Source organism: Streptomyces sp. NPDC018045, from assembly GCF_044327445.1.
Lineage (GTDB): Bacteria > Actinomycetota > Actinomycetes > Streptomycetales > Streptomycetaceae > Streptomyces.
In genome coordinates, this window is the sequence record NZ_JBIRFL010000001.1 from 1 (window position 1) to 24,949 (window position 24,949).

Annotated in this window: 25 protein-coding genes and 1 pseudogene; 7 read left to right on the forward strand and 19 right to left on the reverse strand. The window is 71.4% G+C overall.

What is annotated here, in order from left to right:
• Positions 1-144: 144 nt before the first annotated feature.
• Positions 145-1,635, reverse strand: coding sequence for a hypothetical protein (locus ACH4EB_RS00005; protein ID WP_398344933.1), 1,491 nt, complete (start codon positions 1,633-1,635; stop codon positions 145-147).
• 271 nt (positions 1,636-1,906) lie between these two features.
• On the opposite strand from ACH4EB_RS00005, the gene ACH4EB_RS00010 reads away from it, so the two are divergent.
• The gene (locus tag ACH4EB_RS00010) at positions 1,907-3,772 is read left to right on the forward strand and encodes an endonuclease/exonuclease/phosphatase family protein (protein WP_398344935.1); all 1,866 of its coding nucleotides are present in this window, start codon (positions 1,907-1,909) and stop codon (positions 3,770-3,772) included.
• A 192-nt stretch (positions 3,773-3,964) separates the two neighbouring features.
• On the opposite strand, the gene ACH4EB_RS00015 is transcribed toward ACH4EB_RS00010, so the two are convergent.
• From ACH4EB_RS00015 to ACH4EB_RS00045, 7 genes and pseudogenes are all read right to left on the reverse strand, one after another.
• Positions 3,965-4,789 (reverse strand): EI24 domain-containing protein, encoded by an 825-nt coding sequence (locus tag ACH4EB_RS00015; protein ID WP_398344936.1) that lies wholly within the window; start codon positions 4,787-4,789, stop codon positions 3,965-3,967.
• A gap of 216 nt (positions 4,790-5,005) precedes the next feature.
• Entirely contained in the window at positions 5,006-6,007 is a 1,002-nt protein-coding gene (gene dapD / locus ACH4EB_RS00020) for a 2,3,4,5-tetrahydropyridine-2,6-dicarboxylate N-succinyltransferase (RefSeq protein ID WP_398344937.1), read from the reverse strand.
• A 172-nt stretch (positions 6,008-6,179) separates the two neighbouring features.
• On the reverse strand, positions 6,180-6,719 hold the full coding sequence (locus ACH4EB_RS00025; protein WP_398344938.1) for a TetR/AcrR family transcriptional regulator: 540 nt from the start codon (positions 6,717-6,719) through the stop codon (positions 6,180-6,182).
• On the reverse strand, positions 6,719-7,039 hold the full coding sequence (locus ACH4EB_RS00030; RefSeq protein WP_398344940.1) for a DMT family transporter: 321 nt from the start codon (positions 7,037-7,039) through the stop codon (positions 6,719-6,721). Before ACH4EB_RS00030 ends, ACH4EB_RS00025 begins: the two co-directional genes overlap by 1 nt.
• A 70-nt stretch (positions 7,040-7,109) precedes the next feature.
• Positions 7,110-7,475, reverse strand: coding sequence for a VOC family protein (locus ACH4EB_RS00035; RefSeq protein WP_398344941.1), 366 nt, complete (start codon positions 7,473-7,475; stop codon positions 7,110-7,112).
• 55 nt (positions 7,476-7,530) lie between these two features.
• Positions 7,531-7,758, reverse strand: coding sequence for a DUF397 domain-containing protein (locus tag ACH4EB_RS00040; protein WP_398344942.1), 228 nt, complete (start codon positions 7,756-7,758; stop codon positions 7,531-7,533).
• Positions 7,751-7,924, reverse strand: a pseudogene (locus ACH4EB_RS00045) (helix-turn-helix transcriptional regulator); the annotation flags it as partial. The gene ACH4EB_RS00040 and the pseudogene ACH4EB_RS00045, both read right to left, overlap by 8 nt.
• Positions 7,925-8,042: 118 nt before the next feature.
• Between ACH4EB_RS00045 and ACH4EB_RS00050 the strand changes: the two are divergent.
• Positions 8,043-8,267 carry a hypothetical protein gene (locus ACH4EB_RS00050; RefSeq protein WP_398344943.1) on the forward strand — a complete coding sequence of 75 codons (225 nt, stop codon included), beginning with the start codon at positions 8,043-8,045 and terminating at the stop codon, positions 8,265-8,267.
• Between the two features lie 80 nt (positions 8,268-8,347).
• Here ACH4EB_RS00050 and ACH4EB_RS00055 read toward each other — a convergent pair whose 3' ends face one another.
• From ACH4EB_RS00055 to ACH4EB_RS00090, 8 genes are read right to left on the reverse strand one after another with little or no spacing between them, the layout of a single operon-like run.
• Positions 8,348-8,683, reverse strand: a complete 336-nt coding sequence (locus ACH4EB_RS00055) for a metal-sulfur cluster assembly factor (RefSeq protein WP_398344944.1) — start codon at positions 8,681-8,683, stop codon at positions 8,348-8,350.
• On the reverse strand, positions 8,680-9,138 hold the full coding sequence (sufU, locus tag ACH4EB_RS00060) for a Fe-S cluster assembly sulfur transfer protein SufU (RefSeq protein ID WP_398344945.1): 459 nt from the start codon (positions 9,136-9,138) through the stop codon (positions 8,680-8,682). The genes ACH4EB_RS00055 and sufU overlap by 4 nt, the downstream gene beginning before the upstream one ends.
• A gap of 20 nt (positions 9,139-9,158) precedes the next feature.
• Entirely contained in the window at positions 9,159-10,415 is a 1,257-nt protein-coding gene (locus ACH4EB_RS00065) for a cysteine desulfurase (protein ID WP_398344946.1), read from the reverse strand.
• Positions 10,412-11,176 carry a Fe-S cluster assembly ATPase SufC gene (sufC, locus tag ACH4EB_RS00070; RefSeq protein ID WP_398344947.1) on the reverse strand — a complete coding sequence of 255 codons (765 nt, stop codon included), beginning with the start codon at positions 11,174-11,176 and terminating at the stop codon, positions 10,412-10,414. The genes ACH4EB_RS00065 and sufC overlap by 4 nt, the downstream gene beginning before the upstream one ends.
• Before the next feature lie 6 nt (positions 11,177-11,182).
• On the reverse strand, positions 11,183-11,518 hold the full coding sequence (locus ACH4EB_RS00075) for a non-heme iron oxygenase ferredoxin subunit (RefSeq protein ID WP_398344948.1): 336 nt from the start codon (positions 11,516-11,518) through the stop codon (positions 11,183-11,185).
• A complete protein-coding gene (sufD, locus tag ACH4EB_RS00080) occupies positions 11,515-12,699 on the reverse strand; it encodes a Fe-S cluster assembly protein SufD (RefSeq protein WP_398344949.1) in 1,185 nt (394 codons plus the stop codon). Before sufD ends, ACH4EB_RS00075 begins: the two co-directional genes overlap by 4 nt.
• Before the next feature lie 55 nt (positions 12,700-12,754).
• Entirely contained in the window at positions 12,755-14,176 is a 1,422-nt protein-coding gene (gene sufB, locus ACH4EB_RS00085; RefSeq protein ID WP_398344950.1) for a Fe-S cluster assembly protein SufB, read from the reverse strand.
• Positions 14,173-15,021 (reverse strand): helix-turn-helix transcriptional regulator, encoded by an 849-nt coding sequence (locus ACH4EB_RS00090; RefSeq protein WP_398344951.1) that lies wholly within the window; start codon positions 15,019-15,021, stop codon positions 14,173-14,175. Before ACH4EB_RS00090 ends, sufB begins: the two co-directional genes overlap by 4 nt.
• A 305-nt stretch (positions 15,022-15,326) precedes the next feature.
• Here ACH4EB_RS00090 and ACH4EB_RS00095 point away from each other — a divergent pair, with 305 nt between their 5' ends.
• From ACH4EB_RS00095 to ACH4EB_RS00105, 3 genes are all read left to right on the forward strand, one after another.
• Positions 15,327-16,289, forward strand: coding sequence for an ABC transporter ATP-binding protein (locus ACH4EB_RS00095; protein ID WP_398344952.1), 963 nt, complete (start codon positions 15,327-15,329; stop codon positions 16,287-16,289).
• On the forward strand, positions 16,286-17,089 hold the full coding sequence (locus ACH4EB_RS00100; RefSeq protein ID WP_398344953.1) for an ABC transporter permease: 804 nt from the start codon (positions 16,286-16,288) through the stop codon (positions 17,087-17,089). Before ACH4EB_RS00095 ends, ACH4EB_RS00100 begins: the two co-directional genes overlap by 4 nt.
• A 110-nt stretch (positions 17,090-17,199) precedes the next feature.
• Complete coding sequence (locus ACH4EB_RS00105; protein ID WP_398344954.1) at positions 17,200-18,228, forward strand: heme A synthase; 1,029 nt, start codon at positions 17,200-17,202, stop codon at positions 18,226-18,228.
• Between the two features lie 88 nt (positions 18,229-18,316).
• Here the strand turns inward: ACH4EB_RS00105 and ACH4EB_RS00110 are convergent, their stop codons facing one another.
• The 3 genes from ACH4EB_RS00110 to ACH4EB_RS00120 form a co-directional block, all read right to left on the reverse strand.
• Positions 18,317-19,369 (reverse strand): amidohydrolase, encoded by a 1,053-nt coding sequence (locus ACH4EB_RS00110; protein ID WP_398344955.1) that lies wholly within the window; start codon positions 19,367-19,369, stop codon positions 18,317-18,319.
• Between the two features lie 185 nt (positions 19,370-19,554).
• Entirely contained in the window at positions 19,555-19,929 is a 375-nt protein-coding gene (locus tag ACH4EB_RS00115) for a hypothetical protein (RefSeq protein ID WP_398344956.1), read from the reverse strand.
• A 135-nt stretch (positions 19,930-20,064) separates the two neighbouring features.
• Positions 20,065-21,015: a heme o synthase gene (locus ACH4EB_RS00120; protein ID WP_398344957.1), complete on the reverse strand. Its 951-nt coding sequence runs from the start codon at positions 21,013-21,015 to the stop codon at positions 20,065-20,067.
• Between the two features lie 698 nt (positions 21,016-21,713).
• On the opposite strand from ACH4EB_RS00120, the gene tkt reads away from it, so the two are divergent.
• Both tkt and tal read left to right on the forward strand, forming a co-directional pair.
• Positions 21,714-23,792, forward strand: coding sequence for a transketolase (tkt, locus tag ACH4EB_RS00125; protein ID WP_398344958.1), 2,079 nt, complete (start codon positions 21,714-21,716; stop codon positions 23,790-23,792).
• Positions 23,793-23,827: 35 nt separating this feature from the next.
• A complete protein-coding gene (gene tal, locus ACH4EB_RS00130) occupies positions 23,828-24,946 on the forward strand; it encodes a transaldolase (RefSeq protein WP_398344959.1) in 1,119 nt (372 codons plus the stop codon).
• Positions 24,947-24,949: the final 3 nt, after the last annotated feature.

Sequence of the window (24,949 nt, forward strand, 5' to 3'; positions counted from 1 at the left end):
TGTTTGCTTTCCCCCCGGGGGCCCGCGGGGGGGGGGGGGGGGGGGGGGGGGGGGGGGGGGGGGGGGGGGGGGGGGGGGGGCCGGTGCTTTTCCCCCCCCCCCCCCCGCCGGTCACGACAGCCCGAGGGAGCCGCCGCGAAAGCCTCAACTCCCCTGGCGGGAGCGCGCCTTGAAGGCGGCCTTGCGGGCCTCCTTGGCGGCCTTCTTGTCCGGGTGGAGGCGGCCCATGGCCTCCAGGACGTCGGCGGTCGCCGGGTGGTCCACCCGCCAGGCGGCATCGAAGAATCCGTTGTGCTGGCCCACCACTCCCTCGACGAGGGCGCGCAGCTCGTCGGCGCTCTCGTCGGCGGCCTCGGCCGCGCCGAGCTGGGCCGCGATGGTGTCCACGGTCAGCCAGAAAATCATGTCCTGGGACGGCTCGGGGATCTCGGCGGCGCCGCGCTCGGCGAGCCAGACCCGGGCCAGGCCACCCAGCTCCCGGTCGTCGAGCACCTCGCGCAGCGCGGGCTCGGCCTCCGGCCCGGCCAGCGACAGCGTCTGCTGGCAGGCCAGCCGGCGCAGCGGCCCGTCCTCGTCGTCGCCGCGGGCGGCGGAGAGCAGGTCGCGGGCGGCGTCGACGGGCGTACGGGCGGCGAGCCACTGCTCGGACTCGGCCTGCGCCAGGGGCTCCGGATAGCCGGGCAGCGCGTCCAGGAGGACGTCGGCGCCCTTGTCGGTGAGGTCGCCGACGGCCGGGGCATCGACGCCCGCGTCCAGCATCCGGGCGCGTACGGCGTAGATGCCCAGCGGGGTGAGGCGGACCATCCCGTAGCGGGAGACGTCCTCGTCGTCCAGGGGCTCGGGCGCCCGGGTGGTCGTGCCGTCCTCGTCCAGCTCCTCGATGAGCGCCTCGTCCACCGGCTGGTAGGCGACCAGGCCGATCGGCTCCAGCACCCGGAACTGGTCGTCGAGGCGCATCATCGCCTCGGAGACCTCTTCGAGGATGTCGTCGGTCGGCTCGTCCATGTCGTCCGGGACGATCATGGAGGCGGCGAGGGCGGGCAGCGGCACGGCCTGCTCGGGGTCCTCGTTCAGGGCGGTGAGCAGGTAGAGGTTGCCGAGGATGCCGTCCAGCAGCTCGGCTTCCTCCTCCGGGTTCCAGTCGATCGCGTCCAGGTCCAGTTCGCCGCCCTCGGCGAGCTGGTCGGCGATGTCGGAGAGATCGGGCGCCACGGCGTCGGCGAGCACGGTCTCCATGCCGCCGAGCCAGATGTCGAGGATGTCCTGCGGGCTGCCGGAGGTCAGCAGCGGCAGCTCCTCGCCGGGGGCGGCGGTGCCGGCCGTGGCGTCGTCGGGCCGGTCGTCGTCCTCTTCGGCGCTCTCCTCGATCTCCACCAGGCCGGTGTCGACCGCGAGCTGCCAGGCCTCGGCGGCGTATCCGGGGCCGTCCTCGTCCCCGGCCAGGCCGAGGTGGTCGACGGCGCCGGCCAACTGCTCGTGGAGGAGTTCGCCGCCGACTCCGACGGGGACGCCGGGCTCGGCCCAGCGGGCGAGCCGTGCGGCCCGGGCGAAGAGCGGCGCGCTCAGCGCCTCCCGCGCCAGCTCCGCGTCGGAGTGCAGCCGCACCGGCGGCAGGGTCGGGCGGTCTGCGGACATCTCGGGTTCAGCTCCTCGTGCGGACTACGGCTCGTGCGCAGCCCCAGCGTAGACGGAATTCCGTGCATCTCGGGCGGTTCACCTTGCTTTCCGTTCCCGTACACCCGGCGGACCTTGACAACTGCCGTGGCCACACAAGAGATTGACGCGCGTAGAGGCTGCCGGACCGTTTCCGCTCCGCTCCTTTCCGTCTTCTTCCTCCCCGCTCCGCTCCTTCTCACGTCCCGCTCCCCCTCCCCCCCTCCCCTCGCTCGCCTTCCGGAGGCCCTCCGTGTCCGCGCAGATACCGCCGCACGCCCCGACCCGTACGCCCCGCCGCCGCGCCCTGCGCAGGCCCGCCACGCTGACCGCGGTGGTCGCCGCCGCGCTGACCGGCGGGCTGCTCGCCGTGCCGCAGACCGCCTCGGCCGCGACCACCCGTATCCACGACATCCAGGGCACGACCCGCGTCTCGCCGTTCGCCGGCAAGCAGGTCGCCGAGGTGCCCGGCACGGTCACGGCGGTACGGGCCTTCGGCTCGGCCCGCGGCTTCTGGATGCAGGACCCGCGGCCCGACCACGACCCGGCCACCAGCGAGGCGGTTTTCGTGCTCACCGGCAAGCAGACGCCGAAGGCCGCCGTCGGCGATTCCGTACGGGTCTCCGGCACGGTCGGCGAGTACTACCCGGGCGGCGAGCGGGCCGGCCTCCAGTCCGTCACCGAGATCACCGACGCCGTCTGGACCGTGGCGTCCTCCGGCACCCCGCTCCCGGCCGCCTTCCGGCTCACGGCCTCGGCCGTGCCGGACCGTTACGCCCCGTCCGCGGGCGGCAAGAGCATCGAGAGCCTGCCGCTGCGCCCCCGCTCGTACGCCCTGGACCGCTACGAGTCGCTGGAGGGCATGCGGGTCTCGCTCGCCGACGCGTCCGTCGTCGGGCCCACCACCGCCCACAACGAGCTGTGGGCGACCGCCGAGCCCCACCACAACCGCACCGTGCGCGGCGGCGCGCTCTACGGCTCGTACCGGGACCCCAACCCCGGCCGCATCAAGATCACGTCGCTCATCCCGTTCTCCCAGCGGCCCTTCCCCGTCGCCGACACCGGCGACCGGCTGACCGGCACCACCGCGGGCCCGCTGGACTACGACAACTTCGGCGGGTACGGGATCGCCGCCACCGAACTGGGCACGCTCACCGACCGCGGGCCGGCCCGGGAGACCACCCGCGGGCAGCGCGCCGACGAGCTGGCGGTGGCCACGTACAACGTCGAGAACCTCTCCCCGAAGACGCCGCCCGCCAAGTTCGCGCGGCTGGCCGAGGCGCTGGTGAAGAACCTCGCGTCGCCGGACATCGTGGCGCTGGAGGAGGTGCAGGACGACAACGGCCCCACGGACGACAAGACCGTCTCGGCGGACGCGACGCTCAAGCGGCTCACGGACGCCGTCACGGCAGCCGGCGGCCCCTCCTACGCCTGGCGGCAGATCGACCCGGTGAACAACCAGGACGGCGGCCAGCCCGGCGGCAACATCCGGACCGCCTTCCTCTACAACCCGGCCCGCGTCACGTTCACGGACATCGCCGGCGGCGACGCCACCACCCCGGTCAAGGTGACCGGCGCCCCCGGAAAGCCCCGCCTGACCGCCTCGCCGGGCCGTATCGACCCCGGCAACGCGGCCTGGGCCAACAGCCGCAAGCCGCTCGCCGGCCAGTTCTGCTTCCGGGGCCGCCCGGTCTTCGTCGTCGCCAACCACTTCAACTCCAAGGGCGGCGACCAGGGCCTCGACAGCCGCTTCCAGCCGCCGGCCCGTACGTCGGAGATCCAGCGGGTACAGCAGGCGAAGGTTGTGCACGCCTTCGTCGAGGACGTCCTCGCCGTGGACCCGAAGGCCGATGTGGTGGTGGCCGGCGACCTCAACGACTACCAGTTCTCGCCCGCGCTCAAGGCGCTGACCGCCGACGGCGTCCTCACCGACCTCGTCGACCGGCTGCCGCGCGGCGAGCGGTACGGCTACGTCCACCAGGGCAACTCGCAGGTGCTGGACCACATGCTCACCAGCCGCCACCTGCGCCGCGTGGACTACGACATCGTCCACATCAACGCCGAGTACGCCGACCAGTCGAGCGACCACGACCCGCAGGTACTGCGACTGGAGCCGTAGCGCACCACGAACACGGGGCGCACGCCGCTCGAATACGTAGCACCGCTTAAGGCTTACACCAGAACGCCTAAGTAGACCTGAAGGCTGCGGCGGGGACAGACTCCGCTCATGCTCCCAGCGAGCACGGTGAGCACAGCGAGCAGCTCCGTGTCCCCGCCGCCCTTCGGCCGTACTGCCGCCGCCAGGCCTTCGTCACCAGCGAGCTCGCGGCGGCCCTGAAGACGGTGCGGCAGTAACCCCGTCCGTCCCGTTCGCCTCTGCTTCCTCGCCCGTTTCGTCGTCCTCGCCGGTCAGGTCGCGGACGAGCAGCGTCGCGCCGGCCACCGCGCCCGGCATCAGGAACACGGCCACGAACGGCACGAGGAACAGCAGCACCAGGGGCGTACCGAAACCGACGGCCAGCCCCTTGCGGCCGCGCAGCATCCGCAGCCGCTCCCGCACGGGGATGCCGCGCCGCTGCATCGCCACCGAGGTCAGCTCCACCGTGAGGAAGAACCCCGAGACACAGAAACCGATCGCGGGCACCACGGTCTGCCCGACCACCGGGAGGAAGCCCAGGGCGAAGAAGAGCAGACCGAAGCCGGCGGCGCGCACCAGGACGTGCACACTGTCCCTGAGCGAGATCCACAGCTCCCGCCACAGCGGCAGGCCCGGGCCCGGCGGGCAGCCGCCCTCGCCCTTCTCGACCTGCTCCGACAGCGACTCGTAGAACGGGTCGCCGATCAGCAGCGTGACAGCGGTGAAGGTCAGCACGGACAGCAGCAGCCCGCCCGCGAAGAGCAGCGCGACGAACAGCCCGCGCAGCAGGCCCTGCCAGGGCGATCCCCAGCCGTCGGCGAAGGGCGTCGCCCAGGCCGCGAGGTCGCCCGCGTAGAAGGCGAGCGCGACCAGCGCCCCCGCGTACAGCACGAGGGCGATGAGCGCGGGGATCAGCCCGAACCCCCACCACCGGCCGTGCCGGGCAACCCAGCGCTGCCCCTTCCCCAGGTACCCCGTTCCCGCCACAAGATCGCGCATGCGCGTCAGCCTAGCCGTCGCCCGGCCGGCATCCGTCTCCGTACGGTACGGATACGGATACGGTCACAGAACTTGGCCCCGCCGGTGAACCGGCCCAGTCGGCGCTATGGCCGGTCGTGTACCGGCCGGTACCCGCCGGTACACGACCGCGGCCCGGCGGGAAGGTCCCCGCCGGGCCGCGGTGAGTGTCGGTGCCGGATATGCGGCACCAAGGGCTCAGTTGTGGCTGTGCAGTACGTCGTTCAGGCCGCCCCAGTTGGCCTTGTTGGGGCGGGCCTCGACGGCGCCGGTGGTGGAGTTGCGGCGGAAGAGGATGTTGTCGGCGCCGGACAGCTCGGCGGCCTTGACGATCTGGCCGTCGGGCATGGTGACCCGGGTGCCCGCGGTCACGTACAGGCCGGCCTCGACCACGCACTCGTCACCCAGCGCGATGCCGATGCCGGACTCCGCGCCGAGCAGGCAGCGCTCGCCGATCGAGATGATCTGCTTGCCGCCGCCGGACAGGGTGCCCATGGTGGAGGCGCCGCCGCCGATGTCCGAGCCGTCGCCGATGACGACGCCCGCGGAGATGCGGCCCTCGACCATCGAGGTGCCGAGCGTGCCCGCGTTGAAGTTGACGAAGCCCTCGTGCATGACGGTGGTGCCGGCGGCGAGGTGCGCGCCGAGGCGCACCCGGTCCGCGTCGGCGATCCGTACGCCCGCCGGGGTGACGTAGTCCGTCATGCGCGGGAACTTGTCGACGCTGGTGACCGCCAGGTGCAGGCCCTCGGCGCGGGCGTTCAGGCGCGCGGTCTCCACCTGGTCGACGGGCACCGGGCCCAGCGAGGTCCAGGCGACGTTGGCCAGCAGGCCGAACATGCCCTCCAGGCTCTGGCCGTGCGGCTTGACCAGCCGGTGGCTGAGCAGGTGCAGGCGCAGGTACACGTCGTGCGCGTCCAGCGGCTTGTCGTCCAGCGACGAGATGACCGTACGGACGGCCACGACCTCGACACCACGGCGCGGGTCGGGACCGACCGCCTTCGGCGCGGCCTCACCGATCAGCTCGGCGGCGCGCTCGTCCGTCAGCCGCTCGGTCCCGGCGGGACCGGGGTCGGTCACCAGTTCCGGTGCGGGGAACCAGGTGTCGAGGACGGTGCCGTCGGTGGTGACGGTCGCGAGCCCGGCGGCGACGGCGCCGGTGGTACGCGAGGAGGTGGCGGAGGTAGCAGCATCGGTCATGTCGAAAACCTAACCGGAGGGAGGCCACGGAGGCGAACCGACCCGGGGGACGGACGGGACTCGGGCCGCACGCACGCCGGGGGCGGGCCGAGTCCCGGGGCGCGACGCGGGCCGGGCACGCGCCACGGCCCCCACCCGCCCCACCCGCTGCCCGGGGCCGGCTCACCGCGCCTCAGCCGATCACCCGCGCCACCGCGTCCCGTACCTCTGCCCGGTCGAACTCGCGCCCCGTCAGCAGATGTTGCAACATCAGCCCGTCGATCAGACCGACCAGCGCCCGCGCGGTCCCCGCGTCTCCGGTCCGGCGCCGCAGCAGCCCGGCCATCGTGTCGAGGCACTCGGCCGCGAGCGGCCGCACCGCCTCGTGCCGCAGCGCCGCGAGATACAGCTCGTACTCCAGCTCCACCCGCGTCCGGTCCCCGGCCAGCGACCGCTCGACCAGCCGCGTCACCTCGTCCGCGAGCGGAACGTCCGGGTCCACGTCCCGGACCCACTCCTCGATCCCGGCCAGCCACTCCCCGTTGACCTGCCGCAACGCGGCCATCAGCAGGTCGTCCAGCGAGCGGAAGTGGTATGTGGTCGACCCGAGCGGTACGTCCGCCTCGGCCGCCACCGCGCGGTGACTGAGCCCGGCGATGCCCCGCCCGGCGACCACCCGGATCGCCGCGTCGATGATCCGCTGCCGCCGGTCGGGGTCGTAGCGGCGCGGCATCAGTGCGCCCCGCCCAGATTCAGCACGACGACCCCCACGATCACCAGCACCACCCCGATGATCCGCGCGGCGGTCACCGCCTCCCCCAGGAACACCATCCCGATCGCCGCCACGACGGCCGTCCCGGCCCCGGACCAGATCGCGTACGCCGTCCCGACGTCCATCGTCTTCAGCGTCTTGGCCAGCAGCACGAACGCGACGACATACCCCAGCACCGTGCCCAGCGAGGGCCACAGCCTGCTGAAGCCCTCGCTGTACTTCATCGCGGTCGTCGCGAGAATCTCGGAGATGATCGCCCCGGCGAGCGTCACGTACACCATACGTACGAGCGTACACAACGATGCGTACGACCGTACGTAAACCGGAGCGCGGCGATCCGGTGCCCCGCCGTCAGTCCAGCAACGACTTCTTCGGCCTCAACACGCAGAACTCGTTTCCCTCCGGATCCGCCAGCACCGCCCACGACACGTCGTCCCCCTGCCCCACATCCACCCGTCGCGCGCCGAGCCCGATGATCCGCTCGACCTCGGCCGCCTGGTCGTCGGGGGCGAGGTCGATGTGCAGCCGGTTCTTTCCGGCCTTCGCCTCGGGGACGGTCAGGAACACGATGCCCGGCAGCGCGTTCTCGTCGGCCCCGATGATCACCTCCTCCGGGTCCTCGTACACGAGGCGCCAGTCCAGCACCCGGGCCCAGAAGGTGGCGAGCCCCTTGGCATCGTGCGCGTCAACGGCGAGTTGATACAGCGAAACGGCCATGCCCGCCAGTGTGCCGGGCGGGCATGGCCGTGTCAGGAGGCAGGAGGCAACGCCGTCAGGCGCCGAACTCCCCGTGCAGGACGGCGTCGACGAACGCGGTGAACGCGGTGGCGGAGAAGAGGAGGGCGGGGCCGTGCAGGGCCTTGGAGTCACGCACCGAGACCATTCCGGCGCCACCACCCCACACTTCAAGGCAGTTGCCCCCCGCGCCTCCGCTGTAGCTGGACTTGCGCCATCCCGTTACCTTCAGTGCCCCCGAGAAGCCGTCACCGTGGTCGTTCATGTTCGTAAGCCGGTTTCCGCCTGCCCGCTTCGATATGGGCAATATGAGTGCGCGACATCACAGCGAGTTCGCTGAGCTGTTCCTGGGTGAGCCCGGCCGCCTCGCGTCGCTCTCTCAGCTCCTGCCCGTATGCCGTACGGGACTTCGAAACGCGCTGACCGGCCATACGGGCAACTCCTTCGCGTGACCTGCCCTTTGTCACCCTCCACCTACTGGCGAGCGTACTCGCGCGACTCCACTCTGCAAGCGGAAACGACCACCCCACCCCCTACGGAGGACCGCGCGTGACCAGCCGATTCGAGAACCTGTCCCCTGCCGAGACCGCCCGCGGGATCATGTGCGACCTCGGGGAGGCCGCACGGGCGGTCGGCGTTCAATTCCCCAGCCTGCGGCTGGATCCGCACCCGGTCGCCGGGCTCGGCGCGCCCACCCACCTCATCGACACCGGCCGCATCAACCTCGTCACCGCGACGCAGATGACCGAGGTCTTCCGGGCGGCGCGGAAGTAGCACGCGCCGGGCACGGAAAACGGCTGTGCCCGCCGGGGTCCCGGCGGGCACAGCCGTTCAGGCAGACGATCCCTACGGGATCAGACGTTGAACCCGAGCGCCCGAAGCTGCTCGCGCCCCTCATCGGTGATCTTGTCCGGGCCCCACGGCGGCATCCAGACCCAGTTGATCTTCAGCTCGCTGACGATGCCGTCCGTGGCGGACTTCGCCTGGTCCTCGATGACGTCGGTCAGCGGGCAGGCCGCCGAGGTGAGCGTCATGTCGATGGTGGCGATGTTGGCGTCGTCGACGTGGACGCCGTAGATCAGGCCCAGGTTGACGACGTCGATGCCCAGCTCGGGGTCGACGACGTCGTACAGGGCCTCGCGGACCTCTTCCTCCGAAGCCGGCTTGGTGGTCACTGCGTTGTCGGTCATGCGGTTTTCGCCTCCTCGGAGAGAGCCTTGGCGGTGGCATCCTTCCAAGCCATCCAGCTCAGCAGGGCGCACTTGACGCGGGCCGGGTACTTGGAGACGCCGGCGAACGCCACGGCGTCCTCCAGCACCTCCTCCATCGCGTCGTCCGGGTCGAGCTGGCCGCGGGACTGCATCAGCTCCAGGAAGGTCTCCTGGATCTTCTGCGCCTCACCCAGCTCCTTGCCGACCAGCAGGTCGTTGAGCACGGACGCGCTGGCCTGGCTGATGGAGCAGCCCTGGCCCTCGTACGACACGTCTTCCACGGTCGCACCGTTGAGCCGTACGCGCAGCGTGATCTCGTCACCGCAGGTGGGATTGACGTGGTGCACCTCGGCGTCGCCGTCCCGAAGACCGCGCCCGTGCGGGTGCTTGTAGTGGTCCAGGATGACGTCCTGGTACATGGAATCCAGCTTCACGGCTCAGTCAGTCCTCGTCCTCATCCGAAGAAGTTGCGGACGTGCTCCAGCCCCTCGACGAGGGCGTCGACCTCGGCCGGGGTGGAGTACAGATAGAAAGACGCTCGCGTGGTCGCGGGAATTCCGTACCGCAGGCAGACCGGCCGCGCGCAGTGGTGGCCGACCCGGACCGCGATGCCCTGCTCGTCGAGCACCTGGCCCACGTCGTGCGGGTGGATGTCACCGAGCGTGAAGGAGATCGTCGCGCCGCGGTCCTCGGCCGTGGCGGGGCCGATGATGCGCAGGTCCGGGACCTCCAGCAGCCGCTGGACGGCGTACTCGGTGATCGCGTGCTCGTGCGCGGCGATGTTCTCCATGCCGATCGAGGTGAGGTAGTCCACGGCCGCGCCGAGGCCGACGGCCTGCGCGATCGGGGGCGTACCGGCCTCGAACTTGTGCGGCGCGGGGGCGTAGGTCGAGGAGTGCATGGACACGGTCTCGATCATTTCGCCGCCGCCGAGGAACGGAGGCAGGTCCTCCAGGAGTTCCTGGCGGCCCCACAGGACGCCGATGCCGGTCGGGCCGCACATCTTGTGGCCGGTGAAGGCCACGAAGTCGGCCTGGAGGGCCTGGACGTCCAGCGGCATGTGCGGGGCGGCCTGCGAGGCGTCGATGCAGACCAGCGCGCCGACCTCCTGGGCGCGGCGGATGATCGCCTCGACCGGGTTGACGGTGCCCATCAGGTTGGAGACGAGCGTGAACGAGACGATCTTCGTGCGGTCGGTGATGACCTCGTCGATCGTCTCCAGGTCGAGCCGGCCGTCGTCGGTCAGCCCGAACCACTTCAGCTTCGCGCCGGTGCGCTGCGACAGCAACTGCCACGGCACGATGTTGGAGTGGTGCTCCATCTCCGTGATGACGATCTCGGTGTCCTGGTCGACCCGGTACGGCTCGTCCGCCCAGCCGAGCATGTTCGCCACCAGGTTGAGCGACTCCGAGGCGTTCTTGGTGAAGATCACCTCGTCGCGGCTCGGCGCGTTGATGAAGGCGGCGACCTTGTCGCGTGCGCCCTCGTACAGCGCCGTGGCCTCCTCGGCGAGCACATGCACGCCGCGGTGGACGTTGGCGTTGTAGCGCTCGTAGTACCCGTTCAGCGCGTCGAGCACCTGGCGGGGCTTCTGGGAGGTCGCCGCGTTGTCCAGATACACGACCTTCTTCCCGTCGTGGATCCGGCGGTCCAGGATGGGGAAGTCCTTGCGGATCGCCTCTGTGTCGAGGAGGCCCGGCAGCTTTGTCACGCGGTTGCGCCACCCTTCACGTACGCCTCGTAGCCCTCGGCCTCCAGCTTGTCCGCCAGCTCCGGGCCGCCGGACTCGGCGATCCGGCCGTTGGCGAAGACATGCACGTGGTCGGGCTTGATGTACCGGAGAATCCGGGTGTAGTGGGTGATCAGCAGGGTGCCCACGTCACCGGACTCGCGGACGCGGTTGACGCCCTCGGAGACGATCCGCAGCGCGTCGACGTCCAGGCCGGAGTCGGTCTCGTCGAGGATCGCGATCTTCGGCTTGAGCAGCTCCAACTGAAGGATCTCGTGGCGCTTCTTCTCACCGCCGGAGAAGCCCTCGTTGACGTTGCGCTCGGCGAAGGCCGGGTCCATGTTGAGGCGCTGCATGGCCTCCTTGACTTCCTTGATCCACGTACGCAGCTTGGGGGCCTCGCCGCGGATGGCGGTGGCGGAGGTACGCAGGAAGTTGGAGACCGAGACGCCGGGGACCTCGACCGGGTACTGCATGGCGAGGAAGACGCCGGCGCGGGCGCGCTCGTCGACGGACATCTCCAGGACGTCCTCGCCGTCGAGGGTGACGGTGCCGCCGGTGATCGTGTACTTGGGGTGACCCGCCAGCGAGTAGGCGAGGGTGGACTTGCCGGAGCCGTTGGGGCCCATGATGGCGTGCGTCTCGCCCTGCTTCACGGTCAGGTCGACGCCCTTCAGGATCTCGCGCGGGCCGCCTTCGGCCTCGACGGAGACGTGCAGGTCGTGGATCTCAAGCGTTGCCATGGGGACTCAGGACTCCTGGGTGACGGAGACGAGCACGGAAGCGTCCGCGCCCTCTCCTTCGATCTTTACGGGGTATACGGGGACGGGCTGCGTGGCGGGAAGACCGGACGGCTTGCCGGTGCGCAGGTCGAAGCTGGAGCCGTGCAGCCAGCACTCGATCGCGCAGTCGTCCACCTCGCCCTCGGACAGGGAGACGTTCGCGTGCGAGCAGATGTCGTTGATCGCGAACACCTCGCCCTCGGTACGGACCAGCGAGACCGGTACGCCGTCGAGTTCGACCCGCTTGGGGCTGTCCTCCTCCAGCTCGGACAGCCCGCAGGCACGCACATAGGCCGGGCTCATGCCACGGACGCTTCCAGCTCGGCCTCGATCTTGGCGAGCAGGCGCTCCTCCACGTCCGGCAGACCGATCTGCTGGACGAGTTCGGCGAAGAACCCGCGGACGACCAGGCGGCGGGCCTCGTCGGCCGGGATGCCGCGCGCCATCAGGTAGAAGAGCTGCTCGTCGTCGAAGCGGCCGGTGGCGCTCGCGTGGCCCGCGCCGACGATCTCGCCGGTCTCGATCTCCAGGTTGGGCACCGAGTCGACCCGCGCGCCGTCGGTCAGCACGAGGTTGCGGTTGAGCTCGTAGGTGTCCGTGCCGGTGGCGGCGGCCCGGATGAGCACGTCGCCGATCCAGACGGCGTGCGCGTCCTGGCCCTGGAGGGCGCCCTTGTAGACCACGTTGGAGCGGCAGTTGGCCGCCTCGTGGTCGACGAAGAGGCGGTGCTCCTGGTGCTGGCCGTTGTCGGTGAAGTACAGGCCGTAGAACTCGGCCTCACCGCCGGGCGCCGCGTAGGTGACGCGCGGGTGCAGCCGGACCAGGTCGCCGCCGAAGGTGACGACCACGGACTTGAAGCCGGCGTCCCGGCCGACCAGCGCGTTGTGCTGGGCGACGTGGACGGCGGTGTCTTCCCAGTCCTGCACCGAGACGACGGTCAGCTTGGCGCCGTCGCCGATGAGGTAGTCGACGTTGGCGGCGAGCGTGGCGTCGCCGGTGTGGTCCATCACGACGACGGCCTCGGCGAACGCGCCCAGCTCGATGACCTGGTGGCCGAAGGCCGTGCCGCCGTCGCCGTGCACGGCGATGCGGATCGGCTCGGTGAGCACCGTCTCCTTGGGCACCGTGATGACGGACGCCTTCTCGAAGGAGCTGTACGCCTGGGCGGCGATCCGGTCGACGGGCTTGCCGGCCTTGCCGACCCGCGGGTCGTCGCGCTCGACGAGCTCGTGGGTGACGCCCTCGGGCGCCGTGATGTCCACCTTCAGGTCGGCGCCCGAGGCGACGGCGGTGCCGTCGTGCAGGCCCTTGAGGCGCGCGAGGGGGGTGAAGCGCCACTCCTCCTCGCGGCCGTGCGGCACCGGGAAGTCCGCGACGTCGTAGGACGGCGGCGCGCTCATCCGGGTGGCGACGGTGGACTCGGCGGCCACCGCGATCGAGCCGGTGGTCGTCGAACCTGCCGGAATTGTCTGAGCCTCAGCCATGGCTGTCGTCGTGCTCTCTTCCTCGTGAGAATTCAGTAGCTGCGGTGCGGCGGCGTCAGCCGACCGCGCCTTCCATCTGCAGCTCGATCAGCCGGTTCAGCTCCAGCGCGTACTCCATGGGCAGCTCGCGGGCGATCGGCTCGACGAAGCCGCGCACGATCATCGCCATCGCCTCGTCCTCGGACAGGCCGCGCGCCATCAGGTAGAAGAGCTGGTCGTCGCTGACCTTGGAGACGGTCGCCTCGTGGCCCATCGTGACGTCGTCCTCGCGGACGTCCACGTACGGGTAGGTGTCCGAGCGGGAGATCGTGTCGACGAGCAGGGCGTCGCACAGCACGTTGGACTTGGAGCCCTCGGCGCCCTCGCCGATCTCGATCAGGCCGCGGTAGGACGTACGGCCGCCGGCCCGCGCCACCGACTTGGAGACGATGTTGGACGAGGTGCGCGGGGCCATGTGGACCATCTTGGCGCCCGCGTCCTGGTGCTGGCCCTCGCCCGCGAAGGCGATGGACAGGGTCTCGCCCTTGGCGTGCTCGCCCATCAGGTAGACGGCCGGGTACTTCATCGTCACCTTGGAGCCGATGTTGCCGTCGACCCACTCCATGGTCGCGCCCTCGTAGGCGACGGCGCGCTTGGTGACCAGGTTGTAGACGTTGTTCGACCAGTTCTGGATCGTCGTGTAGCGGCAGCGGCCGCCCTTCTTCACGATGATCTCGACGACCGCGGAGTGCAGCGAGTCGGACTTGTAGATCGGGGCGGTGCAGCCCTCGACGTAGTGGACGTAGGCGTCCTCGTCGACGATGATCAGCGTCCGCTCGAACTGGCCCATGTTCTCGGTGTTGATCCGGAAGTAGGCCTGCAGCGGGATGTCGACGTGCACGCCCGGGGGCACGTAGATGAACGAGCCGCCGGACCACACCGCGGTGTTCAGCGAGGCGAACTTGTTGTCGCCCGCCGGGATCACCGTGCCGAAGTACTCCTTGAACAGCTCCGGGTGCTCCTTGAGCGCGGTGTCGGTGTCCAGGAAGAGGACGCCCTGCTGCTCCAGGTCCTCGCGGATCTGGTGGTAGACCACCTCGGACTCGTACTGCGCGGCGACGCCCGCGACCAGCCGCTGCTTCTCCGCCTCGGGGATGCCCAGCTTGTCGTAGGTGTTCTTGATGTCCTCGGGCAGGTCCTCCCAGGAGGCGGCCTGCTTCTCCGTGGAACGGACGAAGTACTTGATGTTGTCGAAGTCGATGCCCGACAGGTCCGAGCCCCAGTTCGGCATGGGCTTCTTGCCGAAGAGCTTCAGGCCCTTGAGGCGGAGCTTGAGCATCCACTCGGGCTCGTTCTTCTTCGCCGAGATGTCGCGGACGACCTCCTCGGACAGGCCGCGCTTGGCGGAAGCGCCGGCCACGTCGGAGTCGGCCCAGCCGTATTCGTACGTGCCCAGGCCCTCAAGCTCAGGGTGAGCAGTCTCCGTGGGGAGAGTCATGCGGGGTTCCTCCCGGCCGTGCTTGCAGAAGCTTTGGTGGTCTTGGTGGTGCTGTGGACGGTCTTGCCGGCGGCCTCGCGGCCCTTCGGGACGAAGGTCGTGCAGACACCGTCGCCGTGGGCGATGGTGGCAAGACGTTGCACATGGGTCCCCAGCAGGCGGGAGAAGACCTCGGTCTCCGCCTCGCAAAGCTGCGGGAACTGCTCGGCGACGTGGGCGACCGGGCAGTGGTGCTGGCAGAGCTGCTCACCTTGCTGGTGACTGGGCGCGCTGCGTGCCGTAGCAGCGTACCCGTCCGCGGTCAACGCCTCGGCAAGCGCCTGCGTACGTCCTTCGGGGGACGCGGCCTCGACGGCGGCGCGGTAGCCCTCGGCCAGCGCGGCGAAGCGGGCGCGGGCGAACGCCGCGATGGCGGCCTCGCCCAGCTCGCCGCCGCCCGCGCTCTCCGCGATCCAGCGCAGGGCGTCGGCCGCGAGCTGGTCGTAGGACTGGTCGAAGGCGTCCCGGCCGCAGTCGGTGAGCGCGAAGGCCTTGGCCGGGCGGCCGCGGGTGCGCGCGCCGTAGACGCGCTTCTCGCGGGGCTCGACCACGTTCTCCGCGACGAGGGTGTCGAGGTGGCGGCGGACGGCCGCCTGGGTCAGCTCCAGCCTGAGGGCAAGCTCGGCCGCGGTGGACGGACCGTGGTCGAGGATGGAACGCGCGACGCGGTTGCGCGTGCCCTGTTGTTCGTCGTGGTTCGGCGCGGCGCCGGAGGCGGGCCGTGCCGCGCGCGCGGGCGTGGGGCGGTCCGGCCCGCCGGCCGGGCGGGCCGCGGTGCCTTCCTGATCCTCGCTCGCGTATTTCACAACGCCATTGTTGCGTAATTCCTCAGGCCGGCACAACCCTCGACCGGATCACGGACAGGTGGTCTCGATCACTTAGGGTAACCTAATCGCCGCGCCCGCCATGCCCCGCACGAGTGCGCTGACACCTGCTCTGACCTGCGGTTTCACCGTCTTCGTCAGCGTCCGGCGGGCCGCCCCGCTCCCCCGGCCCGGACCGCGGATGATCTACGCCCCGCACAGGGCCGCCCCGCTCACCCACCCGAAGGCGCCCCCGCCTTTTCGCCCCCGCTCCTGTGCACACCCCCACGCTTCGTAGACTGCCGGACATGCGCAGCGCCTCCTCCGGGGACACCCCCCGGGCCCCCGGCCGTCCGCCTGCCGTCGACATCACCGGCCTGGTCAAGCGGTACGGGACCAAGACCGCGGTGGACGGCCTCGACCTCCGGGTCGAGGCGGGCTCGGTCACCGCCGTCCTCGGGCCGAACGGCGCCGGGAAGACCACCACCGTCGAGATCTGCGAGGGCTACCGCCGCCCCGACGCGGGCACCGTCCGCGTCCTGGGCCTCGACCCGGTCGCCGACGCCGCGACGCTACGCCCCCGTATCGGCGTGATGCTCCAGTCGGGCGGCGTCTACGCGGGCGCCCGGGCGGAGGAGATGCTGCGGCACACCGCGAGCCTGCACGCCCACCCCGTCGACGTGGACCTGCTCATGGACCGGCTCGGCCTCGGCAGTTGCGGACGCACGAGCTACCGGCGGCTGTCCGGCGGGCAGCAGCAGCGGCTCGCGCTGGCCATGGCCGTCGTGGGCCGCCCCGAGCTGGTCTTCCTCGACGAGCCGACCGCCGGCCTGGACCCACAGGCCCGGCACGCCACCTGGGACCTCGTACGGGAACTGCGCGCCGACGGCGTCAGCACCGTACTGACCACCCACTTCATGGACGAGGCTGAGCAGCTCGCCGACGACGTCGCGATCATCGACGGCGGCCGGGTGATCGCCCAGGGCAGCCCCGAGGAACTGTGCAAGGGCGGCGCCGAGAACACCCTGCGCTTCACCGGCCGGCCCGGCCTCGACCTGGCGGCACTGCTCAAGGCACTGCCCGCGGACAGCGCGGCGGCCGAGCTGACGCCCGGCACGTACCGGGTGACCGGCAAGGTCGACCCGCAACTGCTGGCGACCGTCGCCTCCTGGTGCGCGCAGCACGGCGTGCTGCCGGACGCCATAGCCGTCGAGCGGCACACCCTGGAGGACGTCTTCCTCGAACTGACCGGCAAGGAGCTGCGTTCATGACCGCCACCGGCACGACGGACGGGGGCGGCGCGGCCGCCGTCGGCACCTTCGCCCCCCGGCCCGGCGCGGCGCCGCTGCCCCGGATGATCCGCGCCCAGGCCCTGCTCGAAACGAAGATGCTGCTGCGCAACGGTGAGCAGCTCCTGCTGACCGTCGTCATCCCGACGCTGCTGCTGGTGCTGTTCTCCGCCGTCGACATCGTCGACACCGGCGCCGGCCGGGCGGTCGACTTCCTCGCCCCCGGCGTCCTGGCGCTGGCCGTGCTGTCCACCGCCTTCACCGGGCAGGCCATCGCCACCGGGTTCGAGCGCCGTTACGGAGTCCTGAAGCGGCTGGCCGCGTCGCCGCTGCCACGCTGGGCGCTGATGACGGCCAAGACGTGTGCGGTGCTGGTGACCGAGGTCCTCCAGGTCGTGCTGCTGACGGTGATCGCGTTCGTGCTGGGCTGGTCCCCGCACGGCAACCCGCTGTCGGTGGTGCTGCTGCTCGTCCTCGGCACGGCGGCGTTCTCGGGCCTCGGGCTGCTGATGGCGGGCACCCTCAAGGCGGAGGCGACGCTCGCGGCGGCCAACCTCGTCTTCCTGCTGCTCCTGGTGGGCGGCGGGGTGATCGTTCCGCTGGACAGGTTCCCGGACGCGGCGCAGTCGGTGCTCGGGCTGCTGCCGATCTCCGCCCTCTCGGACGGCCTGCGGGACGTCCTCCAGCACGGCGCCGGCCTGCCCTGGGGCGACCTCGGCGTCCTCGCGGTGTGGGCGGTGCTCGGGCTGGGCGCGGCGGCGAGGTTCTTCCGCTGGGAGTAGGCGCCGCCCGCGGGTCCGCGGCAGGCGTCCCGCCTGCGGATACGCAACCGGCCCGCGCGTTGCCCACCCCCTCGTGAAACTTTGCACAAGCCGCCGCCTACGATGGCTGCGTGCCGAACACGTGGAACCCCTTTGAGCTGATCGCGCGCCGCTGGCAGCCGAGCGCCGCCTTCGTACGGCGGGCCGCGCTGGCCACCGTCGTGATGTCCGTCGTCATCGTCGTGACCGGCGGCGCCGTCCGGCTCACCCAGTCCGGGCTGGGCTGCTCGACCTGGCCCAAGTGCACCCCGGACAGCCTGACGCCGACCGCCGCGATGGGCATCAACGGCCTCATCGAGTTCGGCAACCGGCTGCTGACGTACGTGCTGTGCGCGGTCATCGGCGTGTTCATCGTCGCGGCCCGGGCCCGCGCGCCCCGGCGCCGCTCGCTCACCCGGCTCGGCTGGGCGCAGTTCTGGGTCGTCATGGGCAACGCGGTCTGGGGCGGCGTCGTCGTCCTGACCGGCCTGAACCCGTACCTGGTCGCCGCGCACTTCCTCCTCACCACCGCCCTGCTCACGGTCTCCGTGCTGGCCTGGCGGCGGGCCGCCGAGGGCGACGAGACGCCGCGGGGCCTGGTCTCCCGCCCGGTCCGCCAGCTCTCCGGGCTGCTGGTGCTGGCGACCGGCGCGCTGACCGTCCTCGGTACGGTCGTCACCGGCGCCGGGCCGCACGCCGGAGACGCCAAGGAGGTCCACCGCATCCCGGTGGACTGGCGCGAGATCACCCAGCTCCACGTCGACTTCGCCTACATCGTCGTCGGCCTGTCCGTGGCCCTGTGGTTCACGCTGCGCGCCGTCAAGGCACCGGCCGCGCCGCGGCGCATGATGCTGGAGCTGTTCGGCTGCATCCTGCTCCAAGGCGTCATCGGCTACGTCCAGTACTTCGCGGGCCTGCCGGAGATCGTCGTGGGCCTGCACATGCTGGTCTCGACGCTGGTGTGGATCTGCGTGCTGCGCGTCCACCTCGCGCTGCGCGACCGGGGCCCCGTACCGGCCGGTCCGGGCGAGGCCCCCGCGGCCGGCGGAGCCGGGTCCGTACCGGCCGCGGGCGCGGAGGTCCCCGCCCCCGCCACCAAGGCCGGAGCCGGCGCCTCCTGACCGGCCGGGCCCGGAGCCCCAGGGCCTGCCGAGCCTCCCGGCCTCGGAGCCGGTGTCCGCACCCCGGCCGGGGTGCGGACACCGGCTCTCAGCCGTCCGGCGCCTCCGCCTCCAGCCGGTAGACCCGGCGCGCGGTCCCGGACACGACCATGGCGGTGATCCGCCGCGCGTCCTCCGGCGCGCACATGCCCTCGTCCGCCCACTCCCGTACGACCCGCTCCACGGCCCGTACGAAGAAGCGCGCGCCCGTCACGTACAGCTCGGGCAGCGCCCGCGCCCCCGTGGAGAACAGCAGCTTGCCGAACGGGGCCTGCGCGAGCGTCTCCTCGGGGCACGGTCCGGCGTCCGCGTAGACGTGCGGATGGACCGCGGCCAACTGCGCCGCCCGCCGATGGTGCGGCGGGCGGGGCAGCAGCACCAGGTCCGTGCCGATGCCGGTGGTGGCCCGCAGGAAGCCCGCGAGCGGCAGCGGGTCGGGGCAGTGGAGCTGTACGGGAACGCCGGTGGCGACCGCGCTCCACAGCAGATGGCGCAGGAGCGACGGCTCGGCCAGCCGCTCCCCCGGCTTGCGGCCCCGCAGCCACCGGTCGGCCGCGCGCCGCACCTCGCCCGCCTCGGGGGCGCGGCCCTCGCAGAAGGCGGCGCCGGAGGCGAAGGCGGTGGCGCCCTGGGCGGCGGCGTAGATCGCTTCCGCCGTGTAGCCGATGAAGGAGTCGACGCTGCCGGAGGTGTCCGCGACCTGTTCGGCGAGCGGTTCGAGCCGGATGACCTCGTGGGCGCGGGCCCCGGCGGCGGTGGCCAATTCCCCGGCCGTGGTCAGCTCGCTGGGCGCGCCGGTCTCCAGCAGGAACGTGCCGATGCCGGCGCCGCGCAGCAGCAGGCGGCTCGCGCGAAAGGCGCCCAGCTCCCGCCTGCGGGCGAGGTAGCGGGCGGGCGGGCAGTGCGCCTCCAGGCCCAGCAGCGGCGGGCACCAGCGGCGTACGCCGAGGCCGGTCCAACTGTCGAAGAAGGTGGTGCCGGCGGGCGCCGGGCCGTGGCCGCCGGAGGCGGCGGCCAGATGCGCCTCGAAGGCGCCGAGCCCCAGGTCCCCGTGGAGCGCGCCGTGGCTGTGCTGGTCCACGAGCGGCGGCAGCCGGTCCATCCACCCCTCCTCGCCGAAACCGAAGGCGCCCGCGGCCCCGGAAGCCCACCCGGCGCGGCCCGGACGCCGCCCCTGGAGGGCTCAACGGGCAACGCGGCCGTCAGGTAGCGGGCCCGGCCGGTCGCGGCGCCGTTCGACGCGGTCCGCACGGACGGAACCGGCGGTTCGGTGCCTGGCGCGCGGGTTCAGGTGTTGGCCGGGCCGCCCACCTGGATGCCCGCCATCCGGGACCACTCGTACGGACCGGTGCGCACCTTGGCCGCCAGTTCGCCGTCGAAGTCCTCGTGCAGTTCGGCGCCCGCGCGCTCGGCCGCGGCCCGTGCGATGTCCCGGGAGTCGGCGACCAGGTTGCCCCACTGGCCGTCGGCGCCGACCAGCGCGATCCGGACGCGGCCGCGGCCGATGTGGGCGAGCTGGGCCTCGGCGCTGCCGCCGTGGGAGGCGGCGAAGGCGCGGACGGCCTTGGCGAGGGCAGCGGTGCGCCGCTCGTCGCGCTTGTCGGTCCGGCCTCCGGCGGCCTGGTCGTCGAGCTGCTCGTCCGCCTGCTTGGTGTCTGCCATGGACAGGATGCTACCCGCCGGTAATCAGCGGGGGAAGAGCCGCACTAGGCCGTACGGGCGGGCCGTACGGGAACGCCGCGGGCCCGCCACGAACGGATCGTGACGGGCCCGGCGGATGCCTCGGCGACCGCGCGCCTACCGCAGGAACGGGTCCACGGCGACGGCGACGAACAGCAGCGACACATAGGTGATCGACCAGTGGAACAGCCGCATCTCCTTGAGCTTGGGGCCCGTGATCCCGGCCTTGGCGCGGGCCTGGAGAGCGTGCGCCTCCTTCAGCCAGAAGGCGCCGCAGAGCACCGCCACCACCGTGTAGAACCAGCCGGTGTAGCCCAGCGGCTGGAGCAGCAGCGAGACCAGCACCATCACCCAGCTATAGGCGACGATCTGCCGCGCCACGGCCTTGTTCCCCGCGACGACCGGCAGCATCGGCACGCCGACCCGCTCGTAATCGTCCTTGGCCTTCATCGACAGCGGCCAGTAGTGCGGCGGCGTCCAGAAGAAGATGACGAGGAAGAGCACCGCCGAGGCCCAGGAGACGGTGTTGGTGACCGCGGACCAGCCGATGAAGACCGGCATACAGCCCGCGATGCCACCCCAGACGATGTTCTGGGCGGTGCGCCGCTTGAGGATCATCGTGTAGACGACGACGTAGAAGAGCAGCGCGCCGAGCGAGAGCATCGCCGAGAGCGGGTTGACCAGGAACCAGAACCACGCGGTGGACCCGACGGCCAGCGCGGTCGCGAAGACCAGGCACTCGCGGGGCGAGACCATGCCGGTCACCAGCGGCCGCTGCGAGGTGCGGTCCATCAGGGCGTCGATGTCCCGGTCGATGTACATGTTGAAGGCGGCGGCGCCGCCCGCGGAGAGGTAACCGCCGACGCAGGTGGCCAGCACCAGCCAGAGGTCGGGGACGCCGCCGGCCGCCAGGAACATCACCGGAATCGTGGTCATCAGCAGCAGCTCGATGACGCGCGGCTTGGTGAGCGCCACGAACGCCTTGACACGGGCCCCGAACGGACGGTGACCTGAACCCTGCGGGCTCGCAGGGAGCACCCCGGCAGGACGGGATTCGACGGCCGTCACGCACACCCCTGGAAGTAACATCAGCGGCTTGCGCCGCGTAGATAAGGCCAGCAAGCGTTCCCGGCCGTGAAGACCCGGGCAAGGCTTGCGCGTACCACGCCACTTTAGACGTTGGCCATACGACGGCCTTCGCGGGGGTGGGGTCGTGTTGAGCGGGTACCGGTGCGGCCAGGCCCTGTCGTCAAACTCCCGCCGGCCCCGCGACGCCTGGCACGCACGCTCGCCGCGTTGTCGGGATCGCCCACGTAGACCCACTACGAGGACGGCCCTCCGCCTTGCGATCGCACGCACCCAGACGCCGCGGGGCCGGCCCTTCGGACCGACGACGGGAGTTCGACGACAGGGCCTAGGGCCCTACCACCCACCGGATTCCCGCGCGCGCCGCGCGCCGGCCCCGGCCGGCCTTCCCCGCCCCGCCGCCGGCGGCCGCGGGCGCGCCTCCCCGGGCCTTCGCCCGCCGTTCACGCCGTTCAGGAGGCGAAGGCCGACACCGCCCGGCAGTCTGGAGAGGTGACCGTCTCGTCCGGGGCGGGAATGTCCGGAGTCCGGATTTGGTTGCCCAAGGCGTCGAGTTTCATCATGACGAGCCGTCGACGCTTCGTCGAAAAAACGCGCGTACATGCAGGGGTAGGCTCGACAACGCCCGGCGGACAAACCGTCCCCGGCATTCGACATGTGGAGAGGAGCCCTGACTCAGGGTGAGCACCAAGCCGACCACCACAGATTTCGAGTGGACCGATCTGGACCAGCGGGCCGTCGATACCGTTCGCGTCCTGGCCATGGATTCCGTGCAGAAGGTCGGTAACGGCCATCCTGGTACCGCCATGAGCCTCGCGCCGGCCGCCTACGTTCTCTTCCAGAAGCTGATGCGGCACGACCCGGCGGACGCGAAGTGGACCGGCCGCGACCGGTTCGTGCTGTCCGCGGGCCACTCCAGCCTGACCCTCTACATCCAGCTCTACCTGGCCGGCTACGGCCTGGAGCTGGACGACCTGAAGGCCTTCCGCACCTGGGGCTCCAAGACCCCGGGCCACCCGGAGTACGGCCACACGGTCGGCGTGGAGACCACGACCGGCCCGCTCGGCCAGGGCGTCGCCAACGCGGTGGGCATGGCCATGGCCGCCCGCTACGAGCGCGGCCTGTTCGACCCGGAGGCAGCCCCCGGCACCTCCCCGTTCGACCACACCATCTGGGCCATCGCCGGCGACGGCTGCCTCCAGGAAGGCGTGTCCGCCGAGGCCTCCTCCCTGGCGGGCCACCAGAAGCTCGGCAACCTCGTACTGCTGTGGGACGACAACCACATCTCCATCGAGGGAGACACCGAGACCGCGATCTCCGAGGACACCCTCAAGCGCTACGAGTCCTACGGCTGGCACGTCCAGCGCGTCGACCAGCTCCCCAGCGGCGACCTCGACCCGGTCGGCCTGGCCAAGGCCCTGAAGGCCGCCCAGGAGGAGACCGAGCGCCCCTCGTTCATCGCGGCCCGCTCGATCATCGCCTGGCCCGCCCCGAACGCCCAGAACACCGAGGCCGCCCACGGCTCCGCGCTGGGTGACGAAGAGGTCGCGGCCACCAAGAAGGTGCTGGGCTTCGACCCGGAGAAGTCCTTCGAGGTCTCCGACGAGGTCATCGAGCACACCCGCGCCGCCTGGGACCGCGGCCGCCAGGCGCACGCCGAGTGGGACAAGGCCATCGCCGCCTGGCGCGCGGCCAACCCGGAGCGCGCCGCCGCGTTCGACCGCATCCAGGCGGGCGAGCTGCCGGACGGCTGGGAGAAGGCGCTGCCCGCCTTCGAGACCGGCAAGGGCATCGCCACCCGCGCGGCCTCCGGCAAGATCCTCCAGTCGCTGGGCGCGGTCGTGCCCGAGCTGTGGGGCGGCTCCGCCGACCTCGCCGGCTCGAACAACACCACGATCGACAAGAACTCGTCGTTCCTGCCCGAGGGCAACCCGCTGCCCGAGGCCAGCCCGTACGGCCGCACGGTCCACTACGGCATCCGCGAGCACGCCATGGGCTCGACCATGAACGGCATCGCGCTGCACGGCAACACCCGCATCTACGGCGGCACCTTCCTGGTGTTCTCCGACTACATGCGCCCCGCCGTCCGGCTCGCCGCCCTCATGCAGCTCCCGGTGACGTACGTGTGGACGCACGACTCCATCGGTCTCGGCGAGGACGGCCCGACCCACCAGCCGGTCGAGCACCTGTCCGCGCTGCGCGCCATTCCGGGCCTGAACATCGTGCGCCCGGCCGACGCCAACGAGACCGCCACCGCCTGGGCCGAGATCCTGCGCCGCCACCAGAGCAAGCCGGCGCCGCACGGCCTCGCGCTCACCCGCCAGGGCGTACCGACGTACGAGGCGAACCCGGCCGCGGCCAAGGGCGGCTACGTGCTGTTCGAGGCCGAGGGCGGCGAGCCCCAGGTCATCCTGATCGGCACCGGCTCCGAGGTGCAGCTCGCCGTCGAGGCGCGCGAGGCGCTCCAGGCCGAGGGCATCCCGACGCGCGTCGTCTCGATGCCGTCCGTCGAGTGGTTCGAGGAGCAGGACCAGGGGTACCGCGACAGCGTGCTGCTGCCGACGGTCAAGGCCCGGGTCGCGGTCGAGGCCGGCATCGGTCTGACCTGGCACCGCTACGTGGGCACGCAGGGCCGCATCGTCTCGCTGGAGCACTTCGGTGCCTCGGCGGACGCCAAGGTCCTCTTCCACGAGTTCGGCTTCACCGCCGACGCGGTCGCCACGGCGGCCCGGGAATCCCTCGCAGCGGCGACGCGCTGACGCCCGTACACGAACAAGTAGGAGATGCAAACCCCATGACAGACGCACTCAAGCGCCTCTCCGACGAAGGCGTCGCGATCTGGCTGGACGACCTGTCCCGCAAGCGGATCACGTCCGGCAACCTGGCCGAGCTGATCGACCAGCAGCATGTCGTCGGTGTCACCACCAACCCGTCGATCTTCCAGAAGGCCATTTCGCAGGGCGACGGGTACGACACCCAGCTCACCGACCTCGCGGCCCGCAAGGTGACCGTCGAGGAAGCCATCCGGATGATCACCACGGCGGACGTCCGGGACGCGGCCGACATCCTGCGCCCGGTCTTCGACGCCACCGACGGCCAGGACGGCCGGGTCTCCATCGAGGTCGACCCGCGCCTTGCGCACGACACCCGCGCCACCGTCGCCGAGGCCAAGCAGCTCGCCTGGCTGGTGGACCGCCCCAACGCGCTGATCAAGATCCCGGCCACCAAGGCGGGCCTGCCGGCGATCACCGAGACGATCGCCCGGGGCATCAGCGTCAACGTCACGCTGATCTTCTCGCTGGAGCGCTACCGCGAGGTGATGGAGGCGTACCTGGAGGGTCTGGAGAAGGCCAAGGCCGCCGGCCTGGACCTGTCCAAGATCCACTCGGTGGCGTCCTTCTTCGTGTCCCGCGTGGACACCGAGACCGACAAGCGCCTGGACGCGATCGGCACCGACGAGGCCAAGGCCCTCAAGGGCAAGGCCGCCGTCGCCAACGCCCGGCTGGCCTACCAGGCGTACGAGGAGGTCTTCTCCTCGGACCGCTGGGCCGCGCTGGACAAGGCGCGCGCCAACAAGCAGCGTCCGCTGTGGGCCTCGACCGGCGTCAAGGACCCGTCGCTCAAGGACACCATGTACGTCGAGGAACTGGTCGCGCCGAACACGGTCAACACCATGCCCGAGGCCACCCTGGAGGCCACCGCCGACCACGGCGAGATCTCCGGCGACAAGGTGCGCGGCACCTACGAGCAGGCCCAGGCCGACCTCGACGCACTGGCGAAGATCGGCATCTCGTACGACGACGTCGTGCAGGTGCTGGAGGACGAGGGCGTCGAGAAGTTCGAGGCGTCCTGGAACGACCTGCTCAAGTCCACTGAGGCGGAGCTCAAGCGCCTCGCTCCTTCGGAGGGCTGACCC